The sequence below is a fragment of the Chenggangzhangella methanolivorans genome (assembly GCF_019797865.1).
Classification (GTDB): Bacteria; Pseudomonadota; Alphaproteobacteria; order Rhizobiales; family Methylopilaceae; genus Methylopila; species Methylopila methanolivorans.
In genome coordinates this window covers 3,988,573-4,008,592 of sequence record NZ_CP081869.1, presented here as the reverse complement: position 1 = coordinate 4,008,592, position 20,020 = coordinate 3,988,573, and the positions used below count along the sequence as shown (strand labels likewise).

Annotated in this window: 26 protein-coding genes and 2 pseudogenes; 18 read left to right on the top strand and 10 right to left on the bottom strand. The window is 64.5% G+C overall.

The genetic code is table 11. The annotated features are described in order from the left end of the window. Nucleotides 1-34 precede the first annotated feature (34 nt). Nucleotides 35-1,217, bottom strand: a pseudogene (locus tag K6K41_RS20965) (IS3 family transposase). Nucleotides 1,218-1,378: 161 nt separating this feature from the next. Between K6K41_RS20965 and K6K41_RS20960 the strand changes: the two are divergent. The 3 genes and pseudogenes from K6K41_RS20960 to K6K41_RS20950 all read left to right on the top strand — a co-directional run. Continuing rightward, nucleotides 1,379-1,534, top strand: a pseudogene (locus K6K41_RS20960) (integrase core domain-containing protein); the annotation flags it as partial. 123 nt (nt 1,535-1,657) lie between these two features. Beyond that, nucleotides 1,658-2,083 carry an organic hydroperoxide resistance protein gene (locus tag K6K41_RS20955; RefSeq protein ID WP_261402112.1) on the top strand — a complete coding sequence of 142 codons (426 nt, stop codon included), beginning with the start codon at nt 1,658-1,660 and terminating at the stop codon, nt 2,081-2,083. A 190-nt stretch (nt 2,084-2,273) separates the two neighbouring features. After that, on the top strand, nt 2,274-2,588 hold the full coding sequence (locus K6K41_RS20950; RefSeq protein WP_261402111.1) for an SRPBCC family protein: 315 nt from the start codon (nt 2,274-2,276) through the stop codon (nt 2,586-2,588). A 981-nt stretch (nt 2,589-3,569) separates the two neighbouring features. Here the strand turns inward: K6K41_RS20950 and K6K41_RS20945 are convergent. Then, a complete protein-coding gene (locus K6K41_RS20945; protein WP_261402110.1) occupies nt 3,570-3,893 on the bottom strand; it encodes a hypothetical protein in 324 nt (107 codons plus the stop codon). 318 nt (nt 3,894-4,211) lie between these two features. Here K6K41_RS20945 and K6K41_RS20940 point away from each other — a divergent pair, with 318 nt between their 5' ends. From K6K41_RS20940 to K6K41_RS20930, 3 genes are all read left to right on the top strand, one after another. Beyond that, nucleotides 4,212-5,126, top strand: a complete 915-nt coding sequence (locus K6K41_RS20940) for a manganese catalase family protein (RefSeq protein ID WP_261402109.1) — start codon at nt 4,212-4,214, stop codon at nt 5,124-5,126. 74 nt (nt 5,127-5,200) lie between these two features. Next, a complete protein-coding gene (locus K6K41_RS20935) occupies nt 5,201-5,362 on the top strand; it encodes a hypothetical protein (RefSeq protein WP_261402108.1) in 162 nt (53 codons plus the stop codon). Between the two features lie 43 nt (nt 5,363-5,405). Continuing rightward, a complete protein-coding gene (locus K6K41_RS20930) occupies nt 5,406-6,083 on the top strand; it encodes an HAD family hydrolase (protein ID WP_261402107.1) in 678 nt (225 codons plus the stop codon). Between the two features lie 123 nt (nt 6,084-6,206). Here the strand turns inward: K6K41_RS20930 and K6K41_RS20925 are convergent, their stop codons facing one another. From K6K41_RS20925 to K6K41_RS20905, 5 genes are all read right to left on the bottom strand, one after another. After that, entirely contained in the window at nt 6,207-7,139 is a 933-nt protein-coding gene (locus tag K6K41_RS20925; RefSeq protein ID WP_378150361.1) for a PhnA-like protein, read from the bottom strand. 135 nt (nt 7,140-7,274) lie between these two features. Then, a complete protein-coding gene (locus K6K41_RS20920; RefSeq protein WP_261402106.1) occupies nt 7,275-7,556 on the bottom strand; it encodes a hypothetical protein in 282 nt (93 codons plus the stop codon). Next, on the bottom strand, nt 7,553-7,753 hold the full coding sequence (locus K6K41_RS20915; RefSeq protein ID WP_261402105.1) for a hypothetical protein: 201 nt from the start codon (nt 7,751-7,753) through the stop codon (nt 7,553-7,555). The genes K6K41_RS20920 and K6K41_RS20915 overlap by 4 nt, the downstream gene beginning before the upstream one ends. A 29-nt stretch (nt 7,754-7,782) precedes the next feature. Further along, entirely contained in the window at nt 7,783-8,274 is a 492-nt protein-coding gene (locus K6K41_RS20910; protein WP_261402104.1) for a hypothetical protein, read from the bottom strand. Nucleotides 8,275-8,335: 61 nt separating this feature from the next. Next, on the bottom strand, nt 8,336-8,668 hold the full coding sequence (locus K6K41_RS20905; RefSeq protein WP_261402103.1) for a hypothetical protein: 333 nt from the start codon (nt 8,666-8,668) through the stop codon (nt 8,336-8,338). A 291-nt stretch (nt 8,669-8,959) separates the two neighbouring features. Here K6K41_RS20905 and K6K41_RS20900 point away from each other — a divergent pair, with 291 nt between their 5' ends. From K6K41_RS20900 to K6K41_RS20855, 11 genes are all read left to right on the top strand, one after another. Then, nucleotides 8,960-9,118 carry a hypothetical protein gene (locus tag K6K41_RS20900; RefSeq protein ID WP_261402102.1) on the top strand — a complete coding sequence of 53 codons (159 nt, stop codon included), beginning with the start codon at nt 8,960-8,962 and terminating at the stop codon, nt 9,116-9,118. A 5-nt stretch (nt 9,119-9,123) separates the two neighbouring features. Next, on the top strand, nt 9,124-9,516 hold the full coding sequence (locus K6K41_RS20895; protein WP_261402101.1) for a SpoIIAA family protein: 393 nt from the start codon (nt 9,124-9,126) through the stop codon (nt 9,514-9,516). A 45-nt stretch (nt 9,517-9,561) separates the two neighbouring features. Then, complete coding sequence (locus tag K6K41_RS20890) at nt 9,562-9,735, top strand: DUF2934 domain-containing protein (RefSeq protein WP_261402100.1); 174 nt, start codon at nt 9,562-9,564, stop codon at nt 9,733-9,735. A gap of 105 nt (nt 9,736-9,840) precedes the next feature. Further along, nucleotides 9,841-11,010, top strand: a complete 1,170-nt coding sequence (locus tag K6K41_RS20885) for a zinc-dependent alcohol dehydrogenase (protein WP_261402099.1) — start codon at nt 9,841-9,843, stop codon at nt 11,008-11,010. A gap of 11 nt (nt 11,011-11,021) precedes the next feature. Next, a complete protein-coding gene (locus tag K6K41_RS20880) occupies nt 11,022-11,819 on the top strand; it encodes an SDR family NAD(P)-dependent oxidoreductase (protein WP_261405802.1) in 798 nt (265 codons plus the stop codon). Nucleotides 11,820-11,851: 32 nt separating this feature from the next. After that, nucleotides 11,852-12,166 (top strand): hypothetical protein, encoded by a 315-nt coding sequence (locus tag K6K41_RS20875; protein WP_261402098.1) that lies wholly within the window; start codon nt 11,852-11,854, stop codon nt 12,164-12,166. Then, on the top strand, nt 12,163-12,951 hold the full coding sequence (gntA, locus tag K6K41_RS20870; RefSeq protein ID WP_261402097.1) for a guanitoxin biosynthesis heme-dependent pre-guanitoxin N-hydroxylase GntA: 789 nt from the start codon (nt 12,163-12,165) through the stop codon (nt 12,949-12,951). The genes K6K41_RS20875 and gntA overlap by 4 nt, the downstream gene beginning before the upstream one ends. Then, a complete protein-coding gene (locus K6K41_RS20865) occupies nt 12,948-13,547 on the top strand; it encodes an urea carboxylase-associated family protein (RefSeq protein ID WP_261402096.1) in 600 nt (199 codons plus the stop codon). Before gntA ends, K6K41_RS20865 begins: the two co-directional genes overlap by 4 nt. Continuing rightward, the gene (locus tag K6K41_RS20860; protein ID WP_261402095.1) at nt 13,544-13,855 is read left to right on the top strand and encodes a SemiSWEET family sugar transporter; all 312 of its coding nucleotides are present in this window, start codon (nt 13,544-13,546) and stop codon (nt 13,853-13,855) included. The genes K6K41_RS20865 and K6K41_RS20860 overlap by 4 nt, the downstream gene beginning before the upstream one ends. Nucleotides 13,856-13,864: 9 nt before the next feature. Then, complete coding sequence (locus tag K6K41_RS30705; protein ID WP_378150352.1) at nt 13,865-14,053, top strand: DUF2177 family protein; 189 nt, start codon at nt 13,865-13,867, stop codon at nt 14,051-14,053. 108 nt (nt 14,054-14,161) lie between these two features. Beyond that, nucleotides 14,162-15,226, top strand: a complete 1,065-nt coding sequence (locus K6K41_RS20855) for an IS110 family RNA-guided transposase (protein ID WP_261401868.1) — start codon at nt 14,162-14,164, stop codon at nt 15,224-15,226. 344 nt (nt 15,227-15,570) lie between these two features. Here the strand turns inward: K6K41_RS20855 and K6K41_RS20850 are convergent, their stop codons facing one another. Further along, on the bottom strand, nt 15,571-16,695 hold the full coding sequence (locus K6K41_RS20850; RefSeq protein WP_261402094.1) for a hypothetical protein: 1,125 nt from the start codon (nt 16,693-16,695) through the stop codon (nt 15,571-15,573). 145 nt (nt 16,696-16,840) lie between these two features. Then, nucleotides 16,841-17,992, bottom strand: a complete 1,152-nt coding sequence (locus tag K6K41_RS20845; RefSeq protein WP_261402093.1) for an aldo/keto reductase — start codon at nt 17,990-17,992, stop codon at nt 16,841-16,843. A gap of 136 nt (nt 17,993-18,128) precedes the next feature. On the opposite strand from K6K41_RS20845, the gene K6K41_RS20840 reads away from it, so the two are divergent. Beyond that, the gene (locus K6K41_RS20840) at nt 18,129-19,034 is read left to right on the top strand and encodes a LysR family transcriptional regulator (protein WP_261402092.1); all 906 of its coding nucleotides are present in this window, start codon (nt 18,129-18,131) and stop codon (nt 19,032-19,034) included. A 27-nt stretch (nt 19,035-19,061) separates the two neighbouring features. On the opposite strand, the gene K6K41_RS20835 is transcribed toward K6K41_RS20840, so the two are convergent. Beyond that, nucleotides 19,062-19,997, bottom strand: coding sequence for an AraC family transcriptional regulator (locus tag K6K41_RS20835; protein ID WP_261402091.1), 936 nt, complete (start codon nt 19,995-19,997; stop codon nt 19,062-19,064). Nucleotides 19,998-20,020 lie beyond the last annotated feature (23 nt).

Here is a 20,020-nt window from a genome sequence, read left to right as displayed (position 1 = left end):
GGCCCCCATCGAGTGGTCCGGTTGGAATGTTAGTTCATGAGCGGCCTGACGCGACGGTTGGCGTGGCCGGCGGAGCTGGTCGGGGTTGCGCAGCCGGCCATAGCGCGACCTCCGGCGCAGGCGGCCTGTAGCCAAGCGACGAGTGCGGGCGGACAGCGTTGTAATGCCGCCGCCAACCTTCGATCACGGCCTTGGCCTCGGCGAGCGAGTAGAAGATCTCGCCGTTGAGAAGCTCGTCCCGCAGCCGGGCGTTGAAGCTCTCGCAGTAGCCATTCTCCCAAGGACTGCCTGGCTCGATGAAGGCGGTTCGAGAGCCGACGGCCGCGATCCATTCACGGACGGCCTTGGCCGCGAACTCTGGACCGTTGTCCGACCTGATGTGGACCGGCGCGCCGCGCAGGATGAACAGGTCCGACAGAACGTCGATCACGTCGGTCGACCGGAGCCTCCGCCCGATCCGGATCGCCAGGCATTCGCGTGTGAACTGGCTGCGCCGACCTTCGGTTCGTCGATCACGTTGAGCATCCTGAACTTACGGCCGTCATGCGTGCGATCCTCGACGAAGTCGTAGGACCAGACGTGGTTCGGCCGTTCAGGCCGCAGCCGGACACATGAGCCGTCGTTGAGCCAGAGCCGCCCGCGCCTGGGCTGCTTCACCGGAACCTTCAGCCCCTCCCGTCTCCAGATCCGTTCGACGCGCTTCAGGTTCACGCTCCAGCCGGCGGAGCGCAGCAGAGCCGCGATCCGCCTGTAGCCGTAACGGCCATACTGGACAGCCAGCGCCACGATATCGGCGGTCAGCGCCGCTTCGTTGTCAGGCCGGGTCGGGATCTTCCGCTGCGTCGATCGGTGCTGGCCGAGCACGAGGCAGGCACGGCGCTCCGTCACGCCGAGCTTGCTCACCACACGGTCCACGCAGTCCCGGCGACGGGCGGGGCTGATCAGTTTCCCCTGGCCGCCTCCGCCAGGATCATCTTGTCGAGCGTCAGGTCCGACACCGCTCGTCGAAGCCGGGCATTCTCCGCCTCGAGCTCCTTCAGGCGTTTCACTTGATCGCCCTTCAGCCCGCCATACTCGGTGCGCCAGCGATAGAACGTCACTTCGGTCACGCCGATCGAACGGATCGCTTCCGCCACCGGTCGACCTTGCGCGGTCAGAACCTCCACCTGCCGCAGCTTCGCGACGATCTCTTCAGGCGCGTGCCTCTTCCTCGGCATCAAGCAGTCCTCCAAATGGCCAAAAGCCATACCTCAGGGAGGACCACTTCTCAGGGGGCAGACCACTTTGCATCCGCGAATGAAAGCCCGCGGGCGAGCGCATGGCGAGATACGGAAAATACCTAAGATGTAACTGTCAGCCCCGATGAGTGGGCACAACGGATCTTCTCAACGACGAGGTCTTCTGCTCGCTCGCCGAAGCCAAGGCCGTAAGCGAGAGCTGGCGACGCCACTACAACGCGGTCCGTCCGCACTCGGCGCTAGGCTACACGCCACCCGCACCCGAGGTCGCGCTATGGCCGGCTGCGCAACCCTGACCAACTCCGCCGGCCACAACAACCGTCGCGTCATCGACGCTTATGAACTACTAATGTAACCGGACCAGTCCATGGGGGCCGGCCAGAGCTGTCGGACGTAATCGAAATCAGAAGGAGAGACCGATGCCTGTTGACGTGAAGTATCGCACCACCGCGACCGCGACCGGGGGGCGCGACGGATCTGCCCGTACCGACGACGGTTCCTTCGAGGTCAAGCTCTCCACCCCGAAGGAGCTCGGCGGCGCCGGCGGCGACGGGGCGAACCCCGAGCAGCTTTTCGCGGCCGGCTACTCGGCTTGCTTCATCGGAGCGATGAAGGCCGTCGCGCCCTCGCTCGCTCTGAAGGTCCCTGCCGACGCGACCGTGAGAGCGACGGTGGGGATTGGACCGCGCTCGGAAGGCGGCTTCGGCATCACCGCCGAACTCCTCGTGAAGCTGCCTGGCTTGGACGAGGCCGACGCGCACAAGCTTGTCGACGAAGCTCACAAGGTCTGCCCGTATTCGAACGCCACGCGCGGCAACGTCGACGTCGGGTTGAAGCTTGGCTGACTCAGCGGAATCTCTCGGGCGGCGCCTCCAACGGGCAGGCTCGGGACGGCGGATCGCCGTAACAGGCGTGATGTGAGGTGACCCGGCCCAACGACCAAAACGCATCCGTCTCGAGTCGCAATAACTAAGAACCTTAGGAGGAAATGCTCATGAAGAAGCTGCTTCTGCTCGCCCTTCCCGCGCTCGTTGGATGACCGCCGTCGAGGTGATCGAGTCTATCGAGATCAAGGCCGCGCCGGAGAAAGTCTGGGCGGCGAGCGCCAAGGACTTCTGCGGCATCGGCCAGTTCCATCCGGCGGTTGAGAAGTGCGCGCTGTCGAACGAGGGCAAGACACGCACACTGTCGTTGAAAGGAGGCGGCACGATCGTCGAGAACCAGACGGCCGTGAAGGAGGGCAGCAGCTACTCCTACGTGATCGTTGAGAGCCCGCTTCCTGTCGCGGACTACAAGTCGACGTTCTCGATCAAGGGCAGCGGCGAGAGCTCGACGGTGACCTGGACCTGATCGTTCATGCCCAAGGGTAACGACGAAGCGACCGCCAAAAGGCCCGCCCCAATACACGGCCGGCGCTTGAACGAGCGATCACGCAAAATTGTTGCCCCGCGCCCAATGCTTCTTGAAACGCGTGTCTTGGCGCTGCGCTGGCTGGCGCCGACGGTCCCGCGCTGCCGCCGCGTCGTCGTCCTGCGACGAGCCTCGGTCCAGTGAACCCACCCACGATCTCGTGGCGCGAAGGGGCGCGGCGCTCTGTCGGCCATAACCGGACTGTCCACACGACCGGTTTGGGTCAGCCGCGCTCATAGACGCGCAGTCGTTCGGCGCCAACAGCAGACACTAGCGTACGTTCCAGAAGCGGACGTTCGCTTAAACCGGCCGTTTCGGGCGCTATAAGGCACGGACAGCCTGAATCGAACGCCTCAGATCGACGCGTTTGGCAAGATCGCCTACTCGTCTGGATCGCGTTCGCTCAACCTGACCGAGCTGAAGGACGCCGAGCGGGTCTCGGTCAACTCGGCTCGATCGGGATGGGGTCATTCGAAGCGAATTTGCTGCGGCGCGATCGCGGCAAAGATCGCGTCCTAAGGGTTGGCTACGGTCGAAATCGAGTATCGTGGCCGGATGCTGTCGGGGACCTACGGCATCCGACGTTGAAGGGCGTCGCATTCCTTGCCGTCACCAGTCGTGTTGTCGAGGTGACGAACGGGGGCTTCGACGCAGGGATCCGATACGGCGGCGCAATGCCGGAGGGCATGATCAATCAGCAGCTTTCGTCCGACATCTGTGGGTCGCGGCCGCCAATCCCGGCTACCTGAACATTTCGGCAAGCCCAGCTATCCCGACGAGCTAACGGACCATCGCTGCCTGTATTAGAGGCTGGGCGACGACACGATCTACCGATAGGAGTTCGAGCGCTGCGAGAAAAAGCCCATGCACCCGCGGCTGCGCAGTCGGCTTAAGCCAAGCCGGACGCTGTTGAGGAAACCGTCAGGTGTCGAGCAGTTTCTTGGCCGCCTGTATCGCCTCCATGCACATGGCCTCTTCGCCGCGCTGGTCGTGGGCGGTCGCCTTGAGAATCTGTTCCGACGCGCTTTTCGTTCCGCCTCCGGCGGCGCCGATCGGCGCGGCCTCCGACGTCTTAGGCTGCTCGCCCGCGCCCTTGTCGGCACCAACGCTTGCGGTGCCTTCGGTCTTTGCAGATCCGGTGTCGGTCGGGGTCGATTGATTGCCCGGCTTGTTCTTGGCGTCCGTCATCGCCGCGCTCTGCTGCAGCGCCTTGATCTGATCGGTGCACTCGCCTGCGATCGCCACAGTCGAAATGCACGTTAAAGCCACGGCCGTGGCGATGAGATTATTGACATAATACACTGAATATCTCCGCTATTTATTGCTATGTCTGTTTTTATCTATCAGAGATGGCCATTCAATTTGAAAATACAACGTTCTCTGTATTTTTTATTTTGAAGATCGGGAACATCTGCGCCGAAGGTCCGTTGGCCTGACGAGACCGGCGGCCGGTGCCGGACATCCAAACCGCGTCTTATTTCGCCCGTCGCAGACACTGTCTGCCGCGGTCGGTCCGACGCGTGCGCCGGCGAACCTTCATTCGTTCAAATTGAAAGACGTTCAATGTTTATGAGAATCGATAAGCTTCAGGCCAATCTGCCGAAGCCCAAGAAGGCTGATCCAAATGCGGCGGCCGCACTGCAGGAACTGCTCGGCGGGAAATTCGGCGAGATGTCGACGCTAAACAACTACATGTTCCAGAGCTTCAACTTCCGCAACAAGTCGAAGGTCAAGCCGTTCTATAGCTTGGTCTCCAGCATCACGGCCGAGGAGCTCGGCCATGTCGAGCTTGTCGCGAATGGCATCACGATGCTGGCCAACGGGCCGACGCCGGACGAGGACCACAAGGGCGACATCTCGTCCGCGCCGTTCAAGGACATGACCGACATCAGGTCGGCCGCCTCCTTCCTGCATGCCGGCGGCGGCGCGTTGCCGGTCGATTCCAACGGACTGCCGTGGAACGGAACGTTCGTGTTCTCGACCGGCAATCTGGTGCTCGACCTGCTTCACAATTTCTTCCTCGAATGTGGCGCGCGGATGCACAAACTGCGCGTCTACGAGACGCTGTCGGATCCGACCGGGCGTGAAGTCTGCGGCTATCTGCTGGTGCGCGGCTCGGTCCATGCACATTCCTACGCGCTCGCGCTGAAGAAGCTCACCGGTGTCGAGATGGAGAAGATGCTGCCGACCCCGAACATCGACCTATCGAAGATTCCGGAGTCGCAGAAGTATCTCGACGAAGGCAGCCATCGCCGCCTCTATACCTGGGGCGAGGAGACCTATCGCGACATGGCCGCGATCTGGGGCGGCGGCGAGCAGGCGCTTCCGGGCGACCCGCCTGGCGATCTCGAGGTCGTCTCCGGTCATCCGGACGGCGCCAAGATCGACGAACTCGTGGGCGCCTCCGCCGCGTTCACGACCGACTACGCGCCCGAAGAGATCTTCGACATCGCTGCGAAGCTCCACGCCAAGATGTGACGACACGGGGCGGCCGACAGCGATGCCGGCCGCCTTCGCGCGTCTAGACCCCATGAAAGCCCTCAAAGATGATTATGAAACGCAACTCGCCGCCCGTCGGCGCCACCACCCAGGTCACGTCGGAGGTCGACGCCAAGGGCGGGACCGATCGCCCGAGACGCATGCCGATCGTGCTGGGAGCGAGCATTCTCGCCGCTCTCGTCGGCATGGGCGTGGCGTGGGGCTTCATTGTGTGAGCGATCCTACCGAAGAAGGCGCGCACGCTAGCAGGCGTACAACGTGACGCCGAAACCGTCCGCGTTCCTGTTCGATCTCGACGGCACGCTGGTGGACAGCGTGTATCAGCACGTATTGGCCTGGAAGGATGCGCTGGACGCCGAAGGCATCGAGCTTTCTGTCTGGCGCATTCACCGCAAGATCGGGATGAGCGGCGGCCTGTTCGCCAACCAGCTGCTTCGCGAGATCGGGGTCGAGATTAGCCCTGAGCGCATCGCTCGGCTCGGCGAATCTCACGCCGAGGCCTATCGGCGTTACGGCGACGGCGTCCGCCCGCTGCCGGACGCCAAGGCGCTGCTGGACTGGCTGTCGCAGAACGATGTCGACTGGGCGATCGCGACAAGCGGTCGGATGGCGACGGCCGCCGTAAACCTTGCGGCGCTGGGCGTAGATCCCGATCGAAACGTCGTCGTGACCAGGGACCAGGTCCAGCACGCCAAGCCCAATCCGGATCTGTTCATTGCCGCCGCCGAGCGGCTCGGCGTTCCGATCGAAACGTCGATCGTGATTGGCGACAGCATCTGGGACATGCTGGCGGCTATGCGCTGCCGCGCCCTCGGCGTCGGCCTCTTGAGCGGAGGCTACGGCCTCGAGGAGCTGCGGAACGCCGGCGCTTTCCGCGTCTACGACGATCCCGCGGACCTGTTGAAGCATGTCGACGAGGTTGGCGGACGCCGCTGAACCAGGGACGGGCGCGCCATGGTTCTGACAGGCGGCGCATAAAGGAACGGGCGGGGTCCCACACAGAGGATCCCGCCCGTCGTCTTGCCCAGACATCGCCAGACGACCGTCCGGGCGGATGCGTCAGACGCGCGGGCGCGTCGTCGTTGTGGTCGCGGCTGTCGGAACCATGCGGCGGACGGCGCCCATCGCTCCGCCGAACCAGGCCGCGATAGCGCCGAGCAGCAGGGCGACAAAGCCGAGCAGCGCACCGCGCGAGACGACCTTGGTGGCCGTCACCGCGGCGTTGGTCGCCTGCTGCTTGGCCTGAGCGACCGTCTGCCGGTATTTCGCCTCATAGTCGCCGATCTCCACGCGCGCCCGGTCGACCGGGATGTTGCGGGCCTTGGACAAAGCCTCAGCCGCGCGACCTCGGGCCTCCTCGGCCTTGGCCGGATCGCCCATCACGACCGCCTGCATGGCAGTGACGGCGCCGGACTGGAGCGCCTGCGGATCGCTGCCGCTGTTTTCACGCACCGAACGATCGAGGTCAGCCATCGGGTTCATGGTCGCGAGGGAGGGGCCCGCGGCCTGCATCGCGGTCGAAGCCGCTCCGCCGACGCCGCCAATGGTGCTTGTCACGCCGTTGAACGCTCCGCCCATAAGCGCGCCGACCGACGTCGTCAGGAGGTACAGCACGACCATTGTCGCGACCGCCCAACTCACGAGCCCGTGATAGGAGCCGGTGTTTCTGCCGGTCCGACCCGAAAGCCGGCTCGAGACGTAGCCGCCGGCGAACGCGCCGATGACGCCCGCGACGACGTACCAGAGGCCGCCGGCGATCGAAGCCGAACTCGCCGCGGGATTGTCGCCCGTGCCGGGATCGATCACGGCGGCGCCGATGCCAACGCCGAGCAGGTTGAGGAGGAACTGGACGGTGAGCGCCATAACGACGCCTGCGAATACCGCGCCCCATGAAATGTTGCTGCGCGCGAAAGTCCGATCGGCCGCATCCGCTCTGTCGCCGGCGGCATAGGTTCTCTGGCCGGTGGCTCCCGCCATTGGAATGTCTGTCATATTGCTCTCCTTCGAGAGTTCGACGGCCACGAAGGCGACCGGTCAGTCAGGCGTCGAGGTCGACATTCCTGCAGTTTCACCGCCCGGCCGTCGTGCGAGCCACAGCGAGGGCAATTTCTGATCGGAGGCGCGCCCTCAGGCGCCATGCAGCCTGACGGCGTTGGCGCGCACGACGGTCCGGTAGTCGTCGATCACTGCCTCGATCGAGTCGCCCGCCATGAGCGCCGAACCGCACCGCATGGCGGCCTCGGCCTTCTCCGACATCATGAGCATCGCCTCTTCGGTCGCCGCCGAGCCGCCCCACATCGCCTTGACTGTGCGCAGCCCGATGACCTCCAGGCATTCGCCCGTCAGCGCGGACATCTTGAAGAAAGCGCCGAAAGGGCCGGTTTCGTGAAGATCGGTGGCGTCGGTCATCGGTCGGTCCTCGGAACGGGTCCAGTGTCGGGCGTCACCGCGGCCGAATGATCGTCGGCCTCGCGCGTCGCGTCGCCGTCTTCGCCCTCCGGACGGGCGCTGTGAACGCCGTCGTTGCGCGAATCAGCCTGCGAAGGAGCCATCGCGCCCTTCGCGTCGTCCTTGATCCGGGCCTTGCGGTCGTCGGCGTCGATCATCTCGGCATCCTTCTCTCGGGCGCGCCTCCTTATTCGGAGACGTCGCCGTTGGAACTGACATGAAAGCTCTTGTCGCCGTCGGCGGTCGCGACGGTGATCTCGTACTCGATCGTCGTCCCGGACTGTTCGGCGGCCGCGCCGATCGCACGCCGTTCAGGCGCGCGGCTCTCGATGATCGAGACCGCGTCGCGCAAGCTGAGCTTCGCGGCCCCGCCCGCGTCCGGCGTCAGACTCGTCATCAGGCTGGCGACCTTCTGATCGGTCACCCCGATGAAGGAGCCGTTGTTGGCGTCGATGTGGTAGTGCGCCAGCATACCGTCGCGCCGGAGCACCACTACGTCGTGCGAGCCGCCGCCAATCGCGAAAGGCGTGAAGACGGCCGAGATCGCCCGTGCGCGGCCGGCGTTCTCCGCAAGTTCGACGCTCTGGACCAACCCGACCCGCGAGGACTTCGCGCCGTCAAGCGCCCCTTGCGAGTGGGAGTTGCGGTCCGGCCCGGGAGTGACGAGATCCCTAGCCATCGTCGGCGGGCTCGTCAGAACAAGGCTGGCCGCGCATGCGGCCAAGAGCGTCGCTCGCATGTTACCGGGACTTTCCCTGACTAGCGTCCGATCCGGGCGCCGCGCCGACCGCGCCCGGCGCGCTGCTCGCGCCAGGAGCGTTGTCGTCGCGCGCCTTGGGCATCGCCGCCGTGCCCTTACCTTCCTGCTGCTGCTTGACGTCCTGGGGCGAGGTCGCGAGCGGCGACGCCTCGTTGGACATCGCGCCGGTGGCGCCGGGCGAGGACTGCTTGGGATCGGTGGTCTTCTGGCTGCCGGACGGGGCCGGACCGTCGGAGGTCGACGGAGCGGTCTGAGCGATAGCGGCAGCGGCCGTCATGGCGACGACAAGCGCCGCGCCGAGAATCATTTTCATCTAGGCATCCAAACGCGACCGGGACGCAGCTCCGGGTCGGAGCGATCAACCTGCGCGATGGAACTAAAATTAAATATTGGCTCGAAAGTTCCTGGCGCCCGGCTGCAATTCGTCGACCAAATTTCCCGATGAAATCCAAATGCAGATTGTATTATACCGGTATAACGATCTGGGATAATTTCGTTCGATTGCACGATTTATTTCAGCTGAAATGATTTTTGTAGGGATCGAACGGGGGTTCGAACGGTTGCGTCCATGATCGAGCCACGCACGGCTTCATGGAGACAGCGCATGACCGGCAATGAAATGGTCCCCAGTCTCATGTTTATGACGTTCGGCGCAGCGATCCTGTTCGGCGTCGTGTCGCTGGTCTGGTTTCTGCGCAAGCGCAGCAATCGCGACGCCTACAAGCGTGCGACCGGTATCGACGAAGACGCCGGCAAGCGGTAACGACGGTGCCGATCGACGCGCCAGAACGCTCGATCGTCAGTCGCGACAGCCCGCGGCTGGACCTGCTCGTTTTTGAAATTCAGTCGAAGATCCCAAAGGCGGACATCGAATGGATGTCGCGGATCGTCGATCGCGCGTTCGAAGAACATGAGCAGATCGACATGCTGCTGCTCATGACGAACTACGAAGGCTCCGAGCTCAGCGCGATGTTGGACGGCGAGGCGCTGAGCGTGCAGTCGCGCTCCGTCGCCCGCGTGAGGCGCTACGCCGTTGTCGGCGCCCCATCCTGGGCGCGCACGATGATCGAAATCTTCGGGTCGCTTTCGCCTGTCGACGCCAAGACCTTCGAACTCGCCAACGAAGCCGCGGCCTGGGCTTGGGTGGATCAGCGGCCCTAGGCCCGACCTAAGACCGCCTTCCATCCCCCCAATCGAGGACCATCGATGACCGACCGCAACAATCTGATCGAACAGCGCGCTTACGATCTCTGGGTCGAGGCCGGAATGCCCGACGGGCAGGCGGAAGCGCATTGGGCTCAGGCCGAACGCGAAATAGGAGCCGCCGACGACAGCGGCTCGGTCCAGCCGGCGCTCGGCACGATCAACGGCGACGACTGATCGCCGACCTGCCGCGCGTCGCAGAGCGCGCGGGCCATGGCGCGACCCCGCGCCTTTGATTTCGCTTCGTTGGCTCAAGACCGGCGACGGCCTGGAGACGTCTTGATGAAAGCTCTGACCTGGCACGGCAAAGGCGACATCCGCTGCGACAGCGTGCCGGACCCCACCATCGTCGACGCCACCGACGCCATCATCAAGGTGACGGCCTGCGCCATCTGCGGCTCGGACCTGCACATCTATGACGGGGTGATCCCGAGCATGGAGAGCGGCGATATTGTCGGCCACGAGTCGATGGGAGAGGTCGTGGAGGTCGGAGCCGCCACGAAGAACCTGAAGGTCGGCGACCGTGTCGTAGTGCCGTTCACGATCTCCTGCGGCGAGTGCTTCTTCTGCAAGCGCGGCTTCTTTTCAGGCTGCGAGCGCTCGAACCCAAACAAGAAGACGGCGGCCAAGCTCTGGGGCTCCTCGCCCGCGGGCTTATTCGGCTATTCCCATCTGCTCGGCGGCTACGCCGGCGGACAGGCGGAATATCTGCGCGTGCCCTACGCCGACGTCGGGCCGATCAAGGTGCCGGATCATCTCTCCGACGAGCAGGTGCTGTTCCTCTCCGACATCTTCCCGACCGGCTACATGGCGGCGGACTTCTGCGACATTAGCCAAGGCGACACGATCGCGATCTGGGGCTGCGGACCGGTCGGCCAGATGGCGATCCGCTCCGCCTTCATTCTCGGCGCCGAGCGCGTCATCGCGGTCGACACGGTGCCGGAGCGGCTTGCGCTGGCTAAGGCCGCCGGCGCGATCACGCTCGATTTCCACGACGAGGACATCTACGAGCGCATCATGGACCTGACCGATGGTCGCGGCGCCGACGCCTCGATCGACGCGGTGGGCACCGAAGCCGACGTGACGGCGAGCGCCGACAGCATCGTGGACCGCGTCAAGGCCGCGCTGTTTATGGGCACCGACCGTCCGCACGTGCTGCGCCAGGCGATCCACTGCACGCGCAACTTCGGAATCGTCTCGATCGTCGGCGTCTATGGCGGTTTCCTCGACAAGGTGCCGATGGGTTCGGCGATCAACCGCGGCTTGACGTTCCGCATGGCTCAGACGCCGGTCCAGAAATACCTTCCGCTCCTGCTCGAGCGGATCGAGAAGGGCGAGCTCGACCCGTCTTTCGTGATCACCCATCGCGGCGGTCTCGAAGACGGACCGGACCTCTACAAGACGTTCCGGGACAAGCACGACGGCTGCATAAAAGTGGTGTTGAGACCATGAGCGACATGATCATGGGCAACAAGACCGCAGGCGGCCGGCGACCGCTCGCCGTCGTCACCGGCGCGTCGAGCGGCATCGGGCTCGAGCTCGCCAGAGAGTGCGTCGACGGTGGCTTCGACCTGGTGGTCGCGTCCGACGACGGCGAGATCGATGCCGCAGCCGGCTTCTTTCGCGAGCGCGGGGCCGACGTCACGGCGATTACTGCCGACCTCTCGACGGCGGACGGCGTCGAAGCGCTGATCTCGGCGATCGACGGCCGTCCTGTCGACGCCCTGCTGGCAAACGCCGGCCGAGCGCTCGGCAAGGCGTTCCTGGATCAGGACTTCGACCGCGTCCGTGGGCTGGTCGACACCAACGTTACCGGCACGCTCCATCTGATCCACCGTGTCGGACAGGGCATGCGCTCTCGCCGTTCCGGCCGCATCCTGATCACAGGGTCAATCGGCGGCTATGTTCCGGGGCCGTTCGACGCGGTCTATGACGCCACCAAGGCGTTCCTGAACAACTTCTCGTTCGCGCTCCGACACGAGCTGAAGGACGAGAACGTCACCGTCACGGTCCTCATGCCGGGACCGACCGAAACTGCGATCTTCGAGCGCGGAGATCTCGGCGACACCAAGGCCGGCGTTATGAAGAAGGACGACGCGGCCGAGGTCGCGGCGACCGGATTCAAGGCCATGATGGCAGGCGACGGCGACGTTGCGAGCGGCCTGAAAGCCAAGTTGATTTCGGCGGCCGCCAACGTGGTTCCGTCGTCGGTGCTCGCCGCGGCTCACGCAAAGGGCGCCAAACCCTGGTCCGGCCGATGACGCTGGCCCGTAGCCACTGAATTGGAGCCAAGATGACCGAGACCGCCACCCTTCTGCTGATGCCCGACGGCGACCGCCCGGAGGTGGCGGACTTCGCGGCAGGCGACGTGTTCTCGACCTTCGAGGCAGCGATCCGCGCCGCCCATCAGGGCGCAGGGCCCAAGGAGGCAATGGTCCCCTGGGTGCTGTTCGGCGGCAAGGTCATGGAGCCGGATCATGTCATGGGGGTCAACACGCCCCCGGCCCCTCTCGAACGGCTGAAAGAAACACAGGTTGGCGACAGGCTGGACGAAGCCCTCGAGGACACGTTTCCCGCCAGCGACCCACCGGCGCGCAGCGAGCCTTGAACAAGCTTGCCGGACCGCCGCACGAGGCCACTGAGCAGGCTTGGCATCTCACGAGGAACGAACGCTTCACGTGTTCGTTGACTGAGTCAACAGTTCCTGAGGTTATTATGTCTTTTAATGCGTCAATTAAAACTGATGATTTTCGTACATTTATTGAAAAGAGCGAATTTCCTTGTGTCGGAGCCAAGTCAGCGCTGCGCCGAGATCAAACGAAGTTCTGGTCGGGTGTGGACTTGCGCGATGGGTCGGGCGATCGAGACCTTCTCAAAAACCTGTACGAGTTCATAGACTGGTACAAACAGGACGACGCGATGTTCGCCACGTTCGTCGCCATATTCGACGGCCCGCTTGGCCTGACGGAGGAGGCGTTCGAGCAGGCGTTGTGGGACCGCCTCGAGGCCTTGCATCATCTTGATGCGGAGAGCCATCGCTGGGACAAGACAGTCTCGAAAGACCCGGAGTCGTCGCTGTTCGGCTTCAGCCTAAAATCGGCGGCCTGCTTCGTCGTAGGCCTGCATGACGGCGCCAGCCGCGCCGCGCGCCGTTTCGAACGCCCGACACTCGTCTTCAATCTGCACGAGCAGTTCGAGAAGCTTCGTGCGGAAGGCAAATACGAGCCGCTTCAGACGGCTATCCGCAAGCGCGACACGGAGCTGGACGGGTCGATCAATCCGATGCTTGCGGACCACGGCGAGGACAGCGAAGCCAAGCAGTACAGCGGCCGGGAAGTCGGGGAAAACTGGCGCTGCCCATTCCAGCCTACCGAACGCGAAGAAGCTGCGTGACCCAATGCATTGCGCCGCGATCCGGCGTCGCGTTCGAGCTGTCACAGGGGCAGGTTTTAGAGGTGATCGATCCGCAGGGCGAGCAGGTGGCCGACCTGGTCGCATTCTCGCGAGACGACCTCAACGAGGCTATCTCGTCCGGTCGTTCGATCGATTACGCCTCAAAAATCTTCCTGACCACCGGCGATTCTATCTACTCAAACCGCAGCCGCGTGATGATGACGATCGTCGCCGACACGGTCGGCCGCCACGACTTCCTGCTAACACCCTGCAGCGCCGACACCTTCCGCATCATCTACGGCCACGACCATCCCCACCGCGGGTGTCATGGAAACCTGACCGCGGCGCTCGAGCCCTGGGGCATCGGCCCGGACCAAATTCCGGTCGCCTTCAACGTCTTCATGCATGTCGAAGTGAACGGTCAAACGGGTGAACTGAGAGTTCTGCCGCCCAAGAGCAACGCCGGCGATCATGCCCGGTTTCGCGCTGAAATGGACCTTGTGATCGGGTTGACCGCCTGCTCGGCCGAGCAGTCCAACAACCACAGCTTCAAGCCGATCCATTACCGGGTGCTCAACGCCCACGAGGTTCCGTGAGCCTGCAATCCTTCGACCTCGTGCTTGTGATCGGGATTCTCGCCACGTTGTGCTCGACCGCAAGCTTCGCGCCGCAGGCGTGGAAGATCATCAAGACTGGCGACACCAAGTCTCTGTCGACCCCGATGTACGCCGTGACCGTTTGCGGTTTCGCGCTGTGGCTCGCCTACGGACTTGCCCGCACAGAGTGGCCGCTGATCGTGACGAACGCGACATGCCTTGGCCTATCAGCCTTCATTTTGGTGATGAAAATCCTTCCTAGCGCGATCACGCGTCGGGTGTCGCAGACCCTGAATCCCAAGTCGTGAAGCCGCCCCGTGGGCCACGAACGCACGCTGGGCAGTGCCCGACAGCAGGGAAGCGGCACTACCTCTGACCTGACCAACTTAGCCGCGATCCGCGGCTTCCCAACGACCTTGGCGCTGGTCGATCTTGCTTCAGGCACGGTTCTATCTGCTGTCGCTGCCACTATCAGGTTTTCTGCAACACGCGATCTCTCCGGTTGACGTCGGAAAGCAGTCGCTTGCGGCGACCGCTAATGGGATGGACCGGCTGCTTCCCTCGGCGGGTTAGCCTTCAAGGCTGTTGCCCGCGAAGACCTGGAGAAGCAGCCCATGCAAACGACCCGCGAAACCACAACGCCCGCGCTGACATCCGTCGGAATCGATATCGGCAAGGACGTCTTTCACGTCGTGGGTTTTGGCCCCGACGGGAAGATCGCGTTCCGGAAGAAGATCCGACGGCTTGCCCTCGTCGAGACGTTCAGGGCGCTTCCGCCCTGCATCGTCGGAATGGAGGCCTGTCTGAGCGCGCACTTTGTCAGCCGGACGCTGCGTGAGCTCGGCCATGAGCCTCGGATCATTCCGGCGATCTACGTGAAGCCCTTCGTGAAGGGCCAGAAGAATGACTACAACGACGCAGAGGCGATTGCTGAGGCGGCATTGCGGCCGAACCTAAACCTGGTTCGGGAGAAGACGCAGGATCAGCTCGATCTCCAATCCTGTCATCGAGTGCGCTCGCGGCTGGTGTCCCGCCGCACCGCGACCATCAACCAGATCCGCGCCTTCCTGATCGAACAGGGCATCGCGGTCAGGACAGGTTCGCGCTCGCTGCGCAACTCGCTGTTCGAGATCTTGAGGAACAGGGAGAGCGAGATCTCGCCGCGCATGCACGACCTGATCGTTGGGCTTTATGAGGACTGGCTCTGGTTGGACGAACGCATCGAGACCATCACCCGTGAGATCGAGCAGATCAGCCAGACCGAAGAGAACTGCCGTCGGTTGATGAGCGTGCCGGGTGTCGGGCCGCTCATCTCCACCGGCGTGGTCGCCGCGATCGGAACGGGCGAAGCCTTCGAACGCGGACGCGATTTCGGCGCCTGGCTCGGCCTTGTGCCGCGGCAGTACAGCACTGGCGGGAGGTCGATCCTCGGGCGCATCTCGAAACGCGGCAGCCGCTATCTGAGAACGCTGTTCATCCAGGCTGCGAACGTCATCCTCATGCGGCCGCAGAACTGGGAGCGGTTCAGCTTCGGATCGTGGCTGAAGGAAGCGGCGACGCGCCTTCACCGCAACAAGCTGGCGACGGCGCTGGCCAACAAGCTCGCCCGCATCGCCTGGAGCGTTCTACGTCATGACAGGGCGTTCGACGCTCACCCTGTTGAGGCTACGGCGATCTGAAGCCGTAGCCTCGTTAAGTTCGCGACCGAGAACTGCATGGAACGGATCGATCAACGCGCTCGGAGTCTGATGACCCTTAGGGTCGCTTGGCGACCTGTCCGCTAATGAGACCAAATGCGCGTGCGTATTCCCATCAAGGCCACGGCCCGCGAGCCGATCAAACAGGCCGGATACATATCAGCGACTTCCGCACCAGCACGCCTCAGTTGCGAACAGCAGCCGGTCCATACATATGGGTCATCCGCGCTCAGAGGCGCACAGCCGCGGAGCGCCAATAACGGAAGTTCCCACACTCTCGGAAAGCCGACGCTCCGCGCTATCGATTTGCACCGAGCGTCGCGCCTTTATCTCGACGCCGGCAGGTCGATCATTGACAGGTTGTTCTTCCCGTCGACCTTCGTGTTGACCGACAGCCCCGGCGTCGCCCAGGCCATGTCCATGTTGACCACGATGAGCTGATTTCCGCGGATGATAACCTCGGCCGGCTGGTCGAGGCGTCCGTCCTCGCCCGTGACGTCACCGTTCTTCTGCAGCGTCGTGACCTTGCCTGACATGTCGACGGCGTGGATGGCGTTGCCGAGGAAGTCGGCGCTGTAGATCACGCGGCGCTTTTCGTCGAACACAAGGCCGTCCGAGGACGTCATCTCCGGGCTTTCGGCGAAGGCTTTCACGTCCGTCGCCTTGTTCGCGCCGTCGAGCGCCAGCTTGTAGATGCGGCCCTCCTCGATCACCGAGACGTAGAGCGCCCCCTGATCGTCGCCCGTTACGCCGTCCGCGCCGAAGCCCATGTGGTTGTCGGACGAGAAAGCGTGGACGAGCCGCGGATCGGGGTTCTTGGCGTCATAGGGCGCGATGCTGATCGGGCCCTTGTTCATCTCGGCAAGGGTGAGCGCATAGACTCCGCTCGTCAGCGGCCCGCCTTCGCGGCCCTTGCCCCTCGCGGCCATCTTGCTGTCCGTCACGAACAGCGTGTCGCCGCGCCAGTAGAGACCGTTGGAGGCTCCGAAGCCTTCGGCCACGACGGTCGATCCGACCGCCTTGCCGTCGCGGACGTCGATGCGGAGGATGCGCGAGATGTTCTCGCCGTAAAACACCTGCATGTCGGTGACATAGAGGTTGCCGTCCGGCCCGAAAGCGTTGTCCATCGGGCCGACGCGGCCGGTCTTCGGGTGCAGATCGGCGGGCTTGAACTCGTACCAGCGGGTCAGGCGATCATTCTTGCCGATCGCCGCCATGAAGGGCGGCGAGGCCTTGGCGATCGCCTTGGTCTCGAGCAGGTGGTCGTTGTTGAAGTTCGGGACCGACAGGATCAGCGTCCCGTCCGGGGCCATGCCGAGACCGTCCGGGGTGTTGATCTCGGACCCAAGGTCGAGGAAGGGTTTCGCGACGCGCATGTCCTCGGCGAGCGACGGGACCGTCAGGGCGACCGCGGTCGCGGCGGCGAGCGTTAGGGTACGAAGCGGGGTCATGAAAAGTCTCCTTGCCCGGCGCGAAGGCACAGTCGGGCTTGGTCCTCGGCGCCTGTGCGCGCGGAGCTGTTTCGGTTGAGGCCGCAAGACGCGGCCGATGTCGCAATGAGAGGCCCGGAAGGGTCGTCCCGGGCCGGTCAGGCCGTCAGGCCGGAAGCGTGGCGTCGCGCTCGATGAGGCCCGCGGATTTGAGCTCCTGCCAGAACTCGGTCGGGATCTTGGCCTGCATCGAGTTGTAGTCGGCGAGGATCTGCTGGTCGGAACTCGCGCCCACCACCAGCGAGACCGCCACGTCGGGCACTGCCGAGAACTGCAACGCGGCCGACCTCAGGTCCACGCCATGCCGGTCGGCGACGGAGCGGAGCTTCTCGCGCTTCTCGATATGGGCCGGCGCGATGCGGTGGTTCTGCGGCCCGTAATTGTAGCGCGGGCTGCCCGACACGAAGCCGGCGTTGAGCGCCGAGCCGATCACCAACGAAACCTTCTTCTCGCGCACAGCCGGGAACAGCTCCCTGACCGCGTTCGAATGGTCGATCAGCGAATATTGCGAGGCGCAGAGGCACACGTCCGGATCGGCGACCTCCATAACCTTGAGGATCGGCTCCGGACGGTTCACGCCGACGCCCCAGGCCTTGATGATCCCCTCTTCGCGCATGCGCGACAGCGCCGGGAACGCGCCCTTGCGGGCGGTCTCGAACTGCTCCTCCCAGCCGTTTGGAAAGTAGGGAAAGTCCGGCGAGACGTCGTGCACGAAGGCGACGTCGAGGCTGTCGACGCCCATGCGCTGCAGCGTGTCCTCGATCGAGCGGCGGACGCCGTCGGCGGTGTAGTCGTAGGAGACGTCGTTGGGCGAACCCGACAGCGGGAAGATGTCGGCGTGGCGGTTGGTCTTCGACGCCCGGAACAGCTTTCCGACCTTGGACGAGAGCACGTAGTCCTCGCGCCGCTGGTTGTGCAGGAACTGCCCGAAGCGACGTTCAGCGAGCCCGAAACCGTACCATGGCGCCACGTCGAAGTAGCGGACCCCGGCGTCCCACGCGGCCTGAAGCGTCGCTTCCGCCTCTCGGTCGGTGATCTTGTTGAACTCGTTGCCGAGCGGCACGCCGCCGAGCCCGAAGGCGAACTGCGGCTTGAAGATCTCTTTGGCTCGGTTGGTCGGGGCCATGGCGGGGCCTCCCTTAATGTCGGTTGCAGCTTGGGCGAACGACGGCGCGGCGAACGCGCCCGCCATCGCGGCGGCGGTCATCTTCAGAAAATCCCTGCGGTCGCTCGGGCCGGGCTGGCTTTGGCCGGGCATGGGCTTCTCCTCGGTTCCAGTTGAGCCGCGGCGTCGGCTCGCGGCATGGGCGAAACGTGGCGCGGGCCATCGTTGATTGGAACCCAGGTATCAATGAGTTATGCTCAACGACGCGATGAGCGTCGGAGGCGCGTCGATGGTTTCGCTGTCCCGATCCGATCTCGCTGACCTCAACGTCTTCCTGACGATCCTGCGGCACGGCGGCTTCCGGCCGGCTGCGATCGAGCTCGGCGTCACGGCGTCGGCGCTCAGCCATGTGATGCGCAAGCTCGAGGATCGGCTGGAGGTCCGGCTGCTCAACCGCACCAGCCGCTCGGTCGCGCCGACGCAGGCGGGCGCCGAGCTCGCGGCCCGGCTCTCCGAAAGCTTCGGGCAGATCAGCGAGGCGCTCGCAGGCCTCGAGGCCTATCGCGGGGCCGCCATCGGAACCCTAAGGCTCAACATGCCGCGCGACGCGGCGCGGCTCGTCGTGGGCCCCGTGCTGGCGGAATTCGCGGAGAAGCACCCGCAGATCCACCTCGACATCATTGTCGACGACCGCCCGGTCGACATCGTCGCCGCCGGCTTCGACGCAGGCGTGCGCTACGGCACGAGCGTGCCGATGGACATGGTCGCGGTCGCGCTGACGAAGGAGCTGCGCTGGGTCGTGGCTGGCTCGCCCGTCTATTTCGACAACCACGGCCGGCCGGAGCGGCCGGAAGATCTCCGCCGCCATTCCTGCATTCGGATGCGGGTCGGCGACGACACGATATTCCCGTGGGAGCTCGGCGACGGCGACGCCTTGGTCAGGATCGACGTTGGCGGGCCCGTCACTGCCAACGAAACCGAAGCGAGCGTAGCGGCCGCGCTCGACGGCGTCGGGCTCTGCTACTGCCTCGAACGGCGGATTGAGGACGAGGCCCGTGAGGGACGGCTCGAGGTCGTGCTGGCGAACTGGACGTCCACGGGTCCGCCCTTCGCCATGTATTATCCAAGCCGCCGGCAGTCGCCGCCGGGGCTACGGCAGCTTGTGGGGCTGATCCGCGCTCGCCAGGGGCTATAGCGCGCCAAACTGGGTCACTCGAAGCGTTTACGCTGGTGGCACGGCCATGTGAGGTGAAAGAATTGCACGGACGTCCTGTTTTGGCGGCGTCCCGAACATCCGGCGGTACTCGCGGCTGAACTGAGTCGCGCTTTCGTAGCCGACCTTGTGGGCCGCGACGCCAGCGTCGGCATGTTCGGCCAGCATCAGCCGGCGCGCCTCGTGAAGACGTAAAAGCTTCTGGTATTGCAGCGGGCTCATAGCGGTCAGCGCCCGAAAATGGTGGTGAAGCGTCGACTCGCCCATGCCGACCGCATCGGCCAGGTCATCGATGCGAAGCGGCGCCGTGTAGTTCTCCCTGATCCAGCGGATGGCCGCGGCGACGCGGTTGGTCTGGGTGCCGAGGCGGACCGCTTGCCGGAGGCGGCCGCCGACCGGGCTCGTCAGCACGCGGTAGAGGATCTCCCGCTGCACCGAACCGGCAAGGATGGGAACGTCCCCCGGCGCGTCGAGCAACTCCGCCAAGCGCAAGGTTGCCGCCACCAGGGCCGGCGTCACCGGTCCGACCGCGAGGCCGGCGCCAGCGACCGAGGCCCCGGAGACGTGCAGGTCAACCTCGGTGATCAGGCCCCGCGCCATCTCCAGGTCAATGTCGAGCTTCAGCGAGAGGTAGGGATTCTCGGCGCTGGCGCCGATGACCTGCACGACGGTCGGCAGGCCGACGGCGGTGAGCAGGAAGCGCCCTTCGTCATAGACGTAGGTTTCCTGGCCGAGCACAACTCGCTTCGCCCCGCGCGCGATGAACGCGAAGGACGGCTCGTACAGGTAGGAGCCTGGCTCCATCGCCGCGGTCTTCCCGTGGATGGACAGTCCCGGGACGACGGTGTCGCGCGACATCTCCCCACCGAGGTGCCGCCGCACGATGGCGGCGATCCTGGTCCGGGCCGCCTCCGTTCCGTCCTCCCCGGTCGTCTCCGGCACCATCGCGAGCCCTCCCGCCCCACGGT